The organism is Rhizobium sp. ERR 1071, assembly GCF_007828675.1.
Lineage (GTDB): Bacteria > Pseudomonadota > Alphaproteobacteria > Rhizobiales > Rhizobiaceae > Rhizobium > Rhizobium dioscoreae.
This window is the reverse complement of the sequence record NZ_VITM01000009.1, coordinates 48,427-61,948: the sequence shown is the minus strand read 5'-3', so window position 1 is coordinate 61,948 and position 13,522 is coordinate 48,427. Positions and strand designations below refer to the sequence as shown.

The window sequence follows — 13,522 nt, the reverse complement described above, 5'->3', positions numbered from 1 at the left end:
TGGGCAACTGCAAACTACGTATAGGGTCTGCGAAAATGGAATTGGTCGGTTGCAAGACCCCGCTGTGAAAACGTTCGGAAATTACGATGGCGGCCGGGCGGTGCCAAGGCGGCGAGGCAAAGGCGGAATAGTTTCGCAGCGGTTTTGCAGAGCGTCTCCATGGAGCGAGTTTTCGCTTTTGACGTGGCAGATGTGCCTGCACGAGACAAATCGGCTCAGCCAGCGCAATATTTTGCGGCAATTGCAGCGGGAATATAGGTTTGGCGACCCGCAACACTTGCTTTTTCTAAAATGCGCAGCAAATGAAAGCTTTAGTATGGTGAAAGAGCTGGGAATACGGCAGGAATTACAGCAGCATACCAGCTTGCTGAAGAAGGCGGCTCGAAGCGGAGACAGCCGTCTGCTTGAATAATGGATGGAGCGTAGATGGCGGCGCTCATGTCCTGTTCTAGCCGTATTCGAGGAGAACGGATTGTCTGATTTTCGGCGCGAGGAACGATCCGGATCTGCGTCAGACGAGGCGAAAGAATCGTCATGGCGCAAGGACAGGAAGTCATTACAGTCAGAACGGCGGCGCTTCCCGCGACCGGAGAAGGCGGCGACGGAGGAAGCCCTGCCGCCTCCAGCCTTGCAGCCGCTGAAGTTTTCGACGCGCGACATCGAGCCGGCCGCGCAATTTGCCGCCTGGCAAGCTTATGTCGCTCCCGTGGCCGACGTGCGATTGCCGGACAATATCCCGCCGGAAGCCGGCTTTCCGGCCGATCATATCGCGTGGAATCTTGGCGGCATGCTCATCGTTCAACAGGATACGCCGCCCCATAGCTACATGCGATCGCAGGCGAAGGTGAAAACCAATCACATCGATCACTGGCAGGTCTCAGTGCCGACCAGTGGCCGGACCTGGACGGAAGTCGATGGCCACGTTCTGGAAGGCGAGCCGGGCAAGGTGGAACTGCGATCGCTGGGACACCCTTTTCGAGGGCGCTCGACGGAGGCGAAGGGCCTCTCGCTCTTCCTGCCGAGGGCATTGCTGTTCGACGTTCCCACACCGGTCGAGATCGAGAACAATATTGCGCTCTCCGGCGTGTTTACCAGCATGTTGATCGAATTCCTCGATAGCGTCGAAAACAATCTCGCGCGGTTTGCAGCCACCGATCTGCCGCACGTCGTCCAGACGGTGCGCAATATGATTGTGGCCTCCGTTTCGACCTCGGCGGCACAATCGACCGGCACGGAACAGCATAGCATTCTCGCCCTGACGGAACGCGTGCGGCGGTTCGTGGAAAGCAATCTCATTTCGGGCGATCTGACGGTAGAGCACATATGCCGTGAGCTCGGCATATCCCGTACCAGGCTCTATCAAATATTCGAACAATATGGCGGCGTGCATCACTATATTCAGCGCCGTCGCCTCCTGTCGGCTCATGCCGCCCTCAGCGATCCCGCCAATCGGGAACAGATCGTCGACATTGCCTTTGCAGTCGGCTTTTCCTCGGCAGCGCACTTCAGCCGAGCCTTCGGCAAGGAGTTCGGCTATAGTCCCCGTGAAGCCAGAAACCTTACCATCCCGCGCTATCTCGGGCAGGTCATCTCGCCGGCATCCTCCGGCAGCAGCCACTCCTTCGACGAATGGCTGAAAACCCTCGGCTATTATCACTAGACCGCGGATTTCGATGCCTCGAGACGCGTGCGCACCGGTGGGCACGCGCAAGCGAAGGGCACATCTTCCCACCAATCCCCGTGTCGACCCGAAACCGCACTTCAGCAATTGCGAAAATGGACGCTGCTGCAAGTTTCCGGATGCACGTCTAACGACATATGGTGCGTAACCCATTAAAAAAGAAGAAGAATAGTCGTTCGGAGACCGAAGCCCTAGTGTTTGGTGAATGTACTGTGCGTCCAACGGGGCAAGTCATAGGGAAAACAGCAATGGTATCTACTCGCCAGACAATAGAGATCAGCAAGCCTCAGCATCCCGTCAATGACTCATACCGCGCAGTCGAGCGCGAAGAGGTCCTTGAAGTGGCCTTTCGTGACTTTGTTCAAATGGCGCTCGCTGCCGGCTGGAACGAGCCCGAGGTTGCTTTGACCTTGGCCGATATTGCCGATGACTATGTGATGGCTCTCGCTGGTAGAGTTGCTGAGAAATAGTGTACCGCGTCCGTCCGAGCTCCGCAGGGGTGAGCACGAACGGTTAGGAGCAACTCTCCAGCATGCCGTCGGTGACACCGCTCAAGAGAACAAGAAGGCGGCTCACCGGCGGCATGAATTTTATTCGGCAAGCAGTCAGCATGCTTCCTTCATGCCCTGCCCCATCCAGGCAAGATTTGTAGAAAGCAGGTCACGATGAAGATCAGACAACATCTCTGGTTTCAACATGACATGGAAACGGCGATCGAACTTTATACGTCGCTTATCCCGGGTTCGGCAGCCGGATGGGTCTCAAGTATTCTCACCGACAATCTGAATGGACCCGCCGGTAGCGTAAAGTTTGCAGGTTTCACACTTGGAAATCGCGCCTATATGGGCTTCGAGGCAGGGCCATTCGACCGCTCGGAGCATAGTTCTTCCATCACAGTCGAATGTGCGACACAGGACGAGGCGGACCGTTTGCGTTATGCGCTGGGGAAAAGCCGTCCGGACGATCGCGGCCTTGTGAGAGATCCATGGGGCATATATTGGCAGTTTCTGGTCAGGCAGCAAAGCGCTGACGCCAAAATATCCGCCAAATCCGAGCAAATCGGCAGCGTCACGGTCACAAAAAAGAAATTCGCCGCCGCCTGAAAGGCGCGGCAAAGCTATCGTAAAACTCGAAGGTCGCAGCAAACGCATGGCTTTCAGCCAGTCGAGAGCATGCGCTGCCGTGATGTAAGCGGAGGCCGACCCACACTCGGCTTCCGCTTATGCTCTATTTCGAGCGTCAGTCGAGGACCGGGCAGCCGCGCCGATTGGCGAAGACCATGCGGTCCGGACCGCCATCGTTCCAGCCGCGAACGACGATGCGGCGTCCGTTACTGTCGACCGAATCAATGCGACGGAAGCCTTCCGCCCGCGCGGCGCGCATGAGATCGCGTCTGTCGCAACCGCGGTCACGATCCCAGCCCCTGTCGCGGTCACGATCCCAGCCGCGCGGCGGACCTCTCCAGTCTCGACCCTGGTCACGCTGCCAGGGCGGCGGTGCATAATCGTCATCGCCGCCATAATACTGCGCCGAAGCGACAGACGTCATCAGTTGCAACGCGGCCAATCCGACCACGGCAACACGCGAAATCCGTACCAAACCTTCAAGCATTTCCCTTACCCCCATTTCCTGTCTTGTAGACAAGAATAAAGATATGCCGATTCGCATGAACTCTGCCTGAACGCAGTCGGAACTGGATTGGGTGCCGCGCTGCCGCCCAATCGCAGCGCTTTTGCGCGACATGTCTCAGCTGAAGGGAAAGGCGCGAAATTCCGCGCTCTCCTCGGCACGCACCGACAGCGCATGAAGGCGCGGGCAAGCCTTTACATCGAGGGCATCGGGCAGCATCTCGCGCGTAAAGCGAAACGCGACAACACTGGTGATATCAGCCTGGAGCGGCCGTCTACCGAAGAGCCAGGGATCGGCCTGCGGCATTTCCGCCTCCAGCAGACGGTACGCCGCCGCAAGCTGACCATGAATTCGATCAAGCCAGGGCTGATGCTGCTTTTCCATAGGACGCAGCTTATGCTCGTAGACGATCTGAACCGTCTTTTCACACGCTGCCAACGCAAGACCGATGATGCGCAGAGACCGGGCATGATCCTGCGGATCGACGGGCATGAGGCTGCGCCCCGACGGCGCGATGCGTTCGGCATGCGCAAGTATTAGGCTCGAATCCATCAAGACGGTTCCGTCATCCGTGACAAGCGACGGCGCCTTCACGACAGGATTGATATCGGCAAAAGCCTCGAAAGCGCTGAAAACAGAAAGCGGCTCATGCACGAATGCTATATCGAGTGCGCGCAGCGAGATCGCCACACGCCTGACAAAAGGTGAATCCAGCATTCCGATCAGTCTCATATCCACCATCACCATCTCTTTGCTTGGACAAGCGCAAGGACCGCGCCGCGATCCGATGAGGAATAGTAGTCGTGGGCGGACGGCTATTGCCAGTGGCCGAAAAAGCCATTAGCGCAAGGATCATGCCAAAGAACGCCAACCCGCTTGTCGTCATCGCCGCCTATGACCAGCTCTGCACCTTCGAATTCGGATGCGCCTTCGAAGTGTTCGGATTATCGCGACCGGAAATGGGGCCGGGCTGGTATCGCTGCATGACCGCTGCAGTAGAGCCCGGACCCATTCGAGGTGCCGGCGGCCTGACCGTCAATTCGGACGGTGGCCTTGAGCTGTTCGATCAGGCGGATACGATCGTCATACCGGGTTGGCGGGGGCCGGGCGCCGCGGCTCCCGAGCCGCTTCTCGAAGCGCTGCGGAAAGCCCACGCCAAAGGTGTCCGGCTGGTGTCGATCTGCGGAGGCGCCTTCGTGCTGGCTCAAACCGGCCTGTTGTCCGGCAGACGCGCGACGACCCATTGGCATCATGCCGCAAGGCTTGCTTCCGCCTATCCGGAAATCGATGTCGAGCCGCATTCCCTCTATGTCGACGAAGGCGACATATTGACATCGGCCGGCAGTGCGGCCGGGCTCGATCTTTGCATTCATGTCGTGCGCAAGGATTTCGGCGCCAAGGCAGCCAATAGCGTGGCCCGGCGCCTTGTCGTCGCCGCCCATCGCGAAGGCGGCCAAATGCAGTTCATCGAGCGCCCGGTCGCAGGGCGCGGTGCCACGCGGCTATCCGCTCTGCTGGATGCGATCCGAAGAGACCTCGCACAACAATGGAGCGTCCAGCGCATGGCGGAAGAAGCATGCGTAAGCGTGCGGAGCCTGCATCGTCACATTCGCGAGGCGACGGGGGTCGCACCCGGGGAATGGCTTCAAAACGAGCGTCTCGCGCGATCACGCGAGCTTCTGGAAGAAACAAGCCTTCCTGTTTCGGTCATCGCAATGCATGTCGGTCTGGGAAGCGCTGCAAACTTCCGTCATCATTTTCGCACAAGCGTCGGATTGTCACCGACAGCCTATCGATCGCGATTCCGCAGCTCCGACGGCGAACAACAATCCCGTGCGTCTAACTGAACAATATCTATCGCGATTTGGAGCCTTTGGAGATGTAGGATCTGCTCCCGGCTGTACGGCGAGGACGTGGCGTCGCCCGCGAGAGCCCATCTCCGCGGTGCCAGTCTGTGATTGCCGAATGGACAGATTGGGATAGAAGCATCGCCCCGGCCAGGCAATAGAGCAGGACGATGATGGCTGCCTCGACGATCAGAGGCAGAAACGCAAAGCGAGCGCCGGGGCTTTCCTCCTCTTCAGGGAGCAGATCAGGCAACCCGAGGATCATCGCCGTCAACGGCGAGGCAAGGATAGCAACGAAAGCGACACCATGAATCCAGAGGCGAAATCGAGGCAATTTTCCCGCCACCCAAAAGGCCAGAAGCGGAGCGCCTATATTGCATATCAAGCCAAGTAAAACAGCGATCTCTGTCGGCAGGATCGAATCGTCGTGCATGAATTCCCAATCCCTCAATGCTACCCAGATTAGTGCCATGCACCCTAAAAAACAACTTGATCGTCTGCGCCCACACCCAGCAGAAATGAGGCTTTCACCGCTACAAATGATCGGAAATCATTGCCACCATGGTTCGCGGCGATGCCATTTAAGATCACGCCGGCGGCTCCTTCCCTCAGCCTTCCTGTCACCCTTCAAATGATCCAGATAACCGCCCAGGACACTATTGATGAAAACATGGGTTTTCGTCAGACTTGAGCCGAGCCGCCTGAATCTGGCTTCCTTGTCCTGTTCCATCTGCTGGAGCACCTTCCAGAAGACGAAGCTGTCATGGCTTTCCTTCAGCGTCAGGAAATAGCCGGAGGAATAAGCCCCTTCGAAACGGTCGATGAAGGTCAATATCGCCGGATGACGCAGGTTGTATCCCACCCATCCGCATTCGGGATAGATTCTCCTGTTCAGATAGGCGGCAAGCTGATTTCCACGCGGGGCGATTCCATCGAGAAAACTCTTCGGAATGGGCCTATGGGTCACGGTATCGGCATCGAGCCATATCAGTTGATCGACCGTGTTATGATAGCGCCTGACGGCATCGGCGACCGCAAAGACCTTGTTGGAAAAGCGCACGGCGTCCCACCGGAAATCCCGCACCAGCCCATTGCGTGACGAGATATATCCATTTGCCTGCGGTTCGCTACCATAGGCATCGCGAAAGCCGCGCAGCCGGGGCAATGTCTCGCAATGATCGAAAACCAGAAGACGGCGGTCCTTCTCCTCGATTCCGACATTCTCGGCATAGACGACCAAAGAGACTTCCTTCGGCCAGCAGGCAAGGAAGGTCTCGATACATTTCTTGCCGTAGTCACGATAACCCTTTTCATGAAAGGTGGTGACAACGATATGGCTCAGCTCTTCCCGTTGCCACGGATTGGTCAGGAACATCGGCAGTCGGACTCCGCAATAAGATAACTCCCCATGCGTCTATCCGATCGTCTTGGCCTGCCGGTTTCCAAATATTTCCGAACTGTGGATTTTCGGGGAAATCTTGTTGCAAAGCTTAGGCTTAAAAGGGCTGGAACCCACATGCAGGCATCACGGCTCATCTGGTTCAAACGGACCTGTCGCCGACATCAATCTAGGCATGCGTCGGAAGGGAGGAATTATGAAGAGATATCAGGAAGCGCCGTCAGCCGCTCCATAACCATCGATTCCCACGATTGTCGGCTTGAACGCTACGGTTTTCCGCATTGCATCCCCGCCGGTCACGACCGCATGGCGCACCAATTGCGCCGCAACCTCACCAATAGCGCGTCGGGGCGAGCGGGAGGTTGCGATCGGCGCGGGTAGCGAAGCGACCAGATCCAGCCCGTTGAAGCCGGCAATCAGGATCTTCTCAGGAACCGCGACACCCAGCTCCATGCAGGCAAACAAGCCGCCGCTCGCCATGTCGTCGTTGGAATAATAGATGCAATCGAGATCCGGCACCGCTGCAAGCAGCGATGTCGTGAGCCGCTTTCCAAGCGCGATCGAGGAAAAGGCATCTTCTATCCGCTGCTCGGCAAACCCCAGACCATGGGCATGCAGGACGCGTTCGAAGCCGGCCTTGCGCTTGGCCGCGCGCAGATCCTTTACCAGAGCACTGCCGACATAACCGAACCGTCTTCGTCCCGCCGCAATCAGCGCCTCGGCCATATCCTCCCCCGCCGCACTATGAGACAGTCCGACATTGAAATCGATCGGCGTGCCATCGAGATCCATGAGCTGGATAACCGGAATATTGGAGTGGCGGAGCAGCTCCACGGTCTCCTCCGGCTGATCGAGCCCGGTGACGATGATGGCGCAGGGCTGCCAGGAAAGCATGTCGCGGATGATCTCGCGCTCCTTGGCTATATCATAGTCAGATATGCCGAACACGGCCTGCATGCCGGAACCGTCGAGCCCGGCGGAAATACCGGCGAGGACCTCCGGAAAGACGATGTTCGACATGCTGGGAACGACGACGGCGACCAGATTGGTGCGCTGCGAAGACAAGGAGAGCGCCAGCCTGTTGCCGACGTAGTTCATCCGCGTCGCTGCTTCGATCACCCTGTCACGCGTCTCGCTGGAAACGTCGGCGACGCCGCGAAGCGCACGCGATGCCGTCATCTTGCTGACGCCCGCTTCGATCGCGACTTCTTCCAGAGTGGGTTTGCGCATCCCCAAGCAACCCTCGATGAACCATGGCGGCTGGCACGATGCCGCCCCTCTTCATAGAATGTTTCCCGAAAAAGGCAAACATCCTCCTATTGACAAATACCGGGAAATTGAGGCTTGTTATCGATACCGGTACCGGTAACATAGCCGAAAATTGCAGAGGTAGCACGGTGCAGAACACGAAGAAGGCCGCCGTCATCGGCCTGGGGTCCATGGGTTGGGGCGCCGCCCTGTCCCTTCTCAAGGCAGGTTTTGCCGTCAGTGGCTGCGATGTTCGCAGCGAGGTTCTTGCCCGCTTTGCCGAGAACGGCGGCTCGCCCTGCACGACGCCGGCATCAGCGGCCGACGATGTAGACGTGATCCTTGTCTACGTCGTCAACAGCAAGCAGGTCGAAGACGTGCTTTTCGGCCGAGACGGTGCGCTGAAGACCGCACGGCCCTCAACCGTGTTCCTGCTCTGTACGACCATGGCCCCGAGCGCTACGATCGCCATTGCGGAACGACTGGAGGAAGCAGGCATGCTCGTTATCGACGCTCCCGTCTCCGGCGGCCATGTCCGTGCGCTTTCGGGTGAGATTACCGTCATGGCATCTGGCACTCCCGAAGCTTTCGAACGAACCTCCGCGGTGCTCGACGCCATCTCGGCCAAGGTGTTCCGGCTGGGAGATCGCCCGGGCGCCGGCTCGCAGGTCAAGATGATCAACCAGCTGCTGGCCGGGGTGCACATCGCCGCGACAGCCGAGGCCATGACGCTCGCCGCCAAGGCCGGCATCGATCTGAAAACGCTCTATGACGTGATCTGCGTATCTGCCGGCTCGTCCTGGATGTTCGAGAATCGCGGCGAACACATCGTATCGGGCGATTATACGCCGCGCTCGGCGGTCAACATTTTTGTCAAGGATCTCGGGATCGTCACCTCGGAAGCTGACAAAGCCGGTGCTGTTACTCCACTTGCAGCAACGGCGCTCAACCTCTTTGTAGAAGCATCGGAGGCGGGCCTGGGCCTGGAGGATGACGCAGCCGTTGCGAAGATCCTGGCCGCCAGGAGCGGTGCCAGCCTGCCGGGCGTAAGGGACTAGGCCATGACGCTCCTGCTTGGCTGCATCGCGGATGACTTTACCGGGGCGACCGATCTGGCCGCGCTGCTGGCGCGCAGCGGATTGCCCGTTTCGTTGCGGATCGGCATTCCGCAAGACAAACGCGACCCGAACGAGACGGCCGCCTTCGAGGTCATCGCCCTCAAATGCCGGACATCGCCCGTCGATACCGCCGTTGATCAGGCACGTCAGGCGCTGGCATGGCTGAAGGACGCCTGTGCTAGCCGCTTCTTCTGGAAATATTGCTCGACATTCGACAGCACGGCCGAAGGCAATATAGGTCCAGTCGCGGATATGCTGATCACCGAGACCGGCGCGACCCAGACGATCTATTGCCCCGCCTTTCCGGAGAACGGACGCAGCGTCTTCATGGGTCATCTCTTCGTCGGCGAACAGCTTCTGTCGGAGAGTCCGATGAAAGATCATCCGCTGACGCCGATGCGCGATTCCAACCTCGTGCGGCTTCTGACACCGCAAGTGTCCGGCCGGGTTGGCCTTGCCAATCGCAACATAGTTTCAAAGGGCGCCGTAGCGTTGAAAGCACGGCTGGAGGAGTTGGGCAGTGAGGGCATTCGGCATGTGATTGTCGATGCCATATCCGACAATGATCTTCGAACGATCGCGGCGGCATCCTTCGACATGCCGCTGCTGACGGGCGGCAGCGCGATCGCCGGTCAGCTTCCGCGATTTTACATGGAACAGGGCCTCGTCCGCCTCTCCGAACATCGACAGGCACTGCCAAAGGTCACCGGCGGCTCGATCGTCCTATCCGGCAGCTGCTCCGCCATGACGCGCCGACAGGTTGCCGACTATGCCGACAAAGTTGCCAGCCTGCGGCTCGATCCGATCGCGCTTGCGCAAAACGGCGCAAGTGCTGCACTGGAGTGGTTGCATCAGCAATCTCCCGATGCACCGAAGCTCATCTATGCCACCGCCGAACCCGACGAGGTGCGGCAAGCTCAGGAGCAGCTGGGCAAGGACAAAGCGGGGCAGGTCGTCGAGGATGCTCTTTCGAAAATAGCCCGCATCGCTTTCGATTGCGGCACGCGCCGCTTCGTCGTTGCAGGCGGCGAGACATCCGGCGCGATCACGCAGGCGCTCGGCGCGGCGCATCTGACTATCGGACCAGAAATTGCACCCGGCGTGCCTTGGACTTTCACGACCCTTGGGAATGAAACAGTCGCCCTGGCTCTAAAATCTGGCAATTTCGGCGAGGAAACCTTCTTTACGGACGCTTTCGACAGATTGGGAGCGGCATGAGCGAAGAAGCCGCGCTGCGCGAACAGATCTGCATGATGGCCAAATCGCTTTACGATCGCGGCCTGACCGCTGGCTCCTCCGGCAATATCTCGGCGCGCCTCAGCGACGGACGGCTGCTGGTGACGCCGACGGGCAGCTCCTTCGGTCGCCTCGACCCCGCCCGCCTCTCCCTCTTTGACAGCGGCGGGCGCCTGATCGGCGGCGACAAGCCGACGAAGGAAATGCCGCTACATGCCGCCTTCTATGAGACTCGGCCGAAAAAGACGGGCGCCGTCGTCCATCTTCACTCCAGCCATTCGGTGGCACTCTCGATCCTGCCTGGCGTCGACGCCGACAACATGCTGCCGCCGCTGACAGCCTATTCGATCATGAAGCTCGGCAAAGTGAAACTCCTGCCCTATTTCATGCCTGGCGATCCGGCCATGGGCGATGCCATCCGCGGCCTGGCCGGCAAGCGCAGCGCCGTGATGCTGGCGGCACATGGTCCTGTCGTTTCGGCGAAGGATCTGGAAGCCGCTGTCTATGCGATGGAAGAACTGGAAGAGACGGCAAAGCTTGCCATACTGACGCGAGGAGCCAATCCTTCGCTGTTGACGGATGCGCAGATCGCCGATCTCGTCCGCACCTATGATGTGGAATGGGACTGAACATGACGCGCTTTTCGGCCAATCTGGGATTCCTGTGGCAGGAGCTTTCCCTTCCCGACGCCATCCGCGCCGCCAAGGCCGCCGGCTTCGATGCCGTGGAATGCCACTATCCCTATGACACGCCCGCTGAAGCCGTGCGTCAGGCATTGGAGGAAACCGGCCTTCCCATGCTCGGCCTCAACACCGCCCGCGGCAATGTCGCAGCCGGCGATAATGGACTTGCCGCCATTCCGGGCCGCGAGGACGAAGCCCGCCTGCTCATCGATCAGGCGATCGACTATGCGGCCGCCATCGGTGCGCGAAACGTGCATGTGATGGCCGGCAAGGCAGCCGGCGACGAGGCAAAAGCCACCTTCATTGCCAATCTGCGCTATGCCTGCGAACGCGTCAGCAAGATGGGGGCGACCATCCTGATCGAGCCACTTAACTATCGCGATGCGCCAGGCTACTTCCTTCAAACGGCGGATCAGGCACGCGACATCATAGCCGCGGCCGGTGCCGAGAACCTCAAACTGATGTTCGACTGCTATCACATCCAGATCATGCAGGGCGATCTGACCCGCAGGCTGCAGGATCATATGACGGCAATCGGCCATATTCAGATCGCTGCCGTGCCGGATCGGCGCGAACCGGACCATGGGGAGATCGATTATCGTCACATTCTGCAGGTCCTGGAAAAGCTTGGCTATGACAAACTGATCGGCGCGGAATATCGGCCGGCAACCACGACGGATGCAGGACTTGCCTGGCTGCAGGCATTCAAATGAGAGACCGGCTTCGAGAACGACTAACGGCCTTCAAAGAGATTCACTCGGGAAGTGTCCCGAATACTGATGTCAGCTTGGAGCAGTTCGGCTTTTCCTTGAATCCGTGAGCCGCTCCGTCTGTTTGTTTCTCGCAATTCCGGACGGAAAACCGCTACGCACTTTTCCTGGAATTGCTCTATTGGGAGGAAAATCCGATATGCATGTTTTGATCCTGGGTGCCGCAGGCATGGTCGGCCGCAAGCTCGTCAACCGCATCGCCGCCGAGCCGAAAATTCTCGGGCAAGCCATCGATCGCCTGACACTGGTCGATGCCTTCCAGCCGCCAGTGCCGGAAGCGCTTCAATCCGTATCAAAAGCCCTGACGATCGATCTTGCGACAGCAGGTGTTGCGGAAAAGCTCATCGAAGACCGTCCGGATATGATCTTCCATCTGGCCGCCATCGTCTCCGGCGAAGCCGAGGCCGATTTCGACAAGGGGTACTCCGTTAATCTCGATGGCACGCGGGCACTCTTCGAAGCCATCCGCCAGCAGGGACTGAAATCCGCCTATGTACCGCGCGTCATCTTCGCCTCCTCCATTGCCGTGTTTGGCACCCCCTTCCCCGAAGTTATCGGCGATGAATTCCTGACCGCGCCGCTGACGAGCTATGGCACGCAGAAGGCGATTGCCGAACTCCTGCTTGCCGATTATTCACGCCGTGGCATTTTCGATGGCATCGGCATCCGACTGCCAACCATCTGCGTTCGGCCCGGCGCTCCGAACAAGGCGGCCTCCGGGTTTTTTTCCAACATCCTGCGTGAGCCGCTGGTCGGCAAAGAGGCTGTCCTGCCCGTCAGCGATACGGTGCGCCACTGGTTTGCAAGCCCGCGAGCGGCGGTCGGTTTCTTCGTTCATGCGGCAACGCTCGATACGGCAAAGATCGGGCCGCGGCGCAATCTCACCATGCCGGGGCTTTCGGCGCTCGTTTCCGATGAGATCGATGCGCTGCGCCGTGTCGGCGGCGACAAGGCGGTTGCGCTGATCCGCCGCGAGCCTGATCCGGTGATCGAGCGCATCGTTTCCGGCTGGGCGACGCAGTTCGACGCCAGGCGGGCGAGTGATCTCGGCTTCAAGGCAGAACAGAGCTTCGACGAGATCCTGCGGGCGCATGTTGAAGACGAACTGGACGGGAGGGTCGCATGACGGAGGCGTCATCGAACGCACAAAGCGCAATCGCGCTGGTGACCGGCGGCGGTACCGGCATCGGCCGAGCCATCGCTAAGGCACTCGGTTCGGCAGGCTTCAAGGTCATCATCTCGGGGCGCCGGGTTGATGTTCTCAAAAAAGCTGCTCATGAGCTTTCGGAGGAGACCGGGACGGAGTTTCTTGCCGTTGCTGCCGATGTCAGCGACCCCACATCGGTCCGCAGCCTCTTTGATGTGATCGCCGACCGCTATGGCCGCCTCGACCTTCTGGTCAACAATGCCGGGATGGGTCTGCCGGCCGTGCCGATGGAGGAACTGAGTTTCGAGCAATGGAATGCTATTGTCGGAGCCAACCTGACCGGCGCGTTCCTCTGCACGCAACAGGCTTTCCGTCTGATGAAAGCCCAGGTGCCACACGGCGGCCGCATCATCAACAACGGTTCGATCTCGGCAACGACCCCGCGGCCGCATTCCGCACCTTATACGGCCACGAAACACGCCATTACAGGCCTTACAAAATCGACGGCGCTCGACGGCCGTCCCTTCGATATCTCCTGCGGGCAGATCGATATCGGCAATGCCGCCACCGACATGACGGCGAGGATGAGCGCCGGCGTGCTGCAGGCAAATGGCGAGACCGCAGCAGAACCGACGATTTCGGCAGAGCATGTCGCCCGCGCCGTCGTCTACATGGCCACGCTGCCGCTCGATGCCAATGTTCTTTCCATGACCGTCATGGCAACGAAGATGCCGCTTGTCGGCAGAGGATAAAAGAGAACGGCA

General features: G+C 59.2%; 14 protein-coding genes. 10 read left to right on the top strand and 4 right to left on the bottom strand.

The annotated features are described in order from the left end of the window. Positions 1–472 precede the first annotated feature (472 nt). The 3 genes from FBZ99_RS25160 (at position 473) to FBZ99_RS25150 (ending at position 2,784) form a co-directional block, all read left to right on the top strand. Complete coding sequence (locus tag FBZ99_RS25160) at positions 473–1,660, top strand: helix-turn-helix domain-containing protein (protein WP_246661747.1); 1,188 nt, start codon at positions 473–475, stop codon at positions 1,658–1,660. A 269-nt stretch (positions 1,661–1,929) separates the two neighbouring features. Beyond that, a complete protein-coding gene (locus FBZ99_RS25155; protein ID WP_069609932.1) occupies positions 1,930–2,151 on the top strand; it encodes a hypothetical protein in 222 nt (73 codons plus the stop codon). Between the two features lie 195 nt (positions 2,152–2,346). Continuing rightward, positions 2,347–2,784, top strand: coding sequence for a VOC family protein (locus tag FBZ99_RS25150; RefSeq protein ID WP_145635565.1), 438 nt, complete (start codon positions 2,347–2,349; stop codon positions 2,782–2,784). A gap of 136 nt (positions 2,785–2,920) precedes the next feature. Here FBZ99_RS25150 and FBZ99_RS25145 read toward each other — a convergent pair whose 3' ends face one another. Both FBZ99_RS25145 and FBZ99_RS25140 read right to left on the bottom strand, forming a co-directional pair. Continuing rightward, complete coding sequence (locus FBZ99_RS25145; RefSeq protein WP_168192600.1) at positions 2,921–3,292, bottom strand: hypothetical protein; 372 nt, start codon at positions 3,290–3,292, stop codon at positions 2,921–2,923. 135 nt (positions 3,293–3,427) lie between these two features. Beyond that, a complete protein-coding gene (locus FBZ99_RS25140) occupies positions 3,428–4,051 on the bottom strand; it encodes a glutathione S-transferase family protein (protein WP_233788655.1) in 624 nt (207 codons plus the stop codon). A gap of 113 nt (positions 4,052–4,164) precedes the next feature. On the opposite strand from FBZ99_RS25140, the gene ftrA reads away from it, so the two are divergent. After that, the gene (gene ftrA, locus FBZ99_RS25135) at positions 4,165–5,157 is read left to right on the top strand and encodes a transcriptional regulator FtrA (RefSeq protein ID WP_113329205.1); all 993 of its coding nucleotides are present in this window, start codon (positions 4,165–4,167) and stop codon (positions 5,155–5,157) included. A 550-nt stretch (positions 5,158–5,707) separates the two neighbouring features. Here the strand turns inward: ftrA and FBZ99_RS25125 are convergent. Next, a complete protein-coding gene (locus tag FBZ99_RS25125; RefSeq protein ID WP_113350973.1) occupies positions 5,708–6,532 on the bottom strand; it encodes a hypothetical protein in 825 nt (274 codons plus the stop codon). Between the two features lie 231 nt (positions 6,533–6,763). Continuing rightward, a complete protein-coding gene (locus tag FBZ99_RS25120) occupies positions 6,764–7,786 on the bottom strand; it encodes a LacI family DNA-binding transcriptional regulator (protein ID WP_113350972.1) in 1,023 nt (340 codons plus the stop codon). Positions 7,787–7,953: 167 nt separating this feature from the next. Here FBZ99_RS25120 and ltnD point away from each other — a divergent pair, with 167 nt between their 5' ends. The 6 genes from ltnD (at position 7,954) to FBZ99_RS25090 (ending at position 13,510) form a co-directional block, all read left to right on the top strand. Next, positions 7,954–8,862, top strand: a complete 909-nt coding sequence (gene ltnD, locus FBZ99_RS25115; protein WP_113389563.1) for an L-threonate dehydrogenase — start codon at positions 7,954–7,956, stop codon at positions 8,860–8,862. Between the two features lie 3 nt (positions 8,863–8,865). After that, the gene (gene otnK, locus FBZ99_RS25110) at positions 8,866–10,140 is read left to right on the top strand and encodes a 3-oxo-tetronate kinase (protein ID WP_113389533.1); all 1,275 of its coding nucleotides are present in this window, start codon (positions 8,866–8,868) and stop codon (positions 10,138–10,140) included. Beyond that, on the top strand, positions 10,137–10,787 hold the full coding sequence (otnC, locus tag FBZ99_RS25105; protein WP_113350970.1) for a 3-oxo-tetronate 4-phosphate decarboxylase: 651 nt from the start codon (positions 10,137–10,139) through the stop codon (positions 10,785–10,787). Before otnK ends, otnC begins: the two co-directional genes overlap by 4 nt. Positions 10,788–10,789: 2 nt before the next feature. Then, complete coding sequence (locus FBZ99_RS25100; RefSeq protein WP_186450352.1) at positions 10,790–11,554, top strand: hydroxypyruvate isomerase family protein; 765 nt, start codon at positions 10,790–10,792, stop codon at positions 11,552–11,554. 196 nt (positions 11,555–11,750) lie between these two features. Then, positions 11,751–12,737 carry a D-erythronate dehydrogenase gene (gene denD, locus FBZ99_RS25095; RefSeq protein WP_113329212.1) on the top strand — a complete coding sequence of 329 codons (987 nt, stop codon included), beginning with the start codon at positions 11,751–11,753 and terminating at the stop codon, positions 12,735–12,737. After that, positions 12,734–13,510 (top strand): SDR family oxidoreductase, encoded by a 777-nt coding sequence (locus tag FBZ99_RS25090; protein WP_113350968.1) that lies wholly within the window; start codon positions 12,734–12,736, stop codon positions 13,508–13,510. Before denD ends, FBZ99_RS25090 begins: the two co-directional genes overlap by 4 nt. Positions 13,511–13,522: the final 12 nt, after the last annotated feature.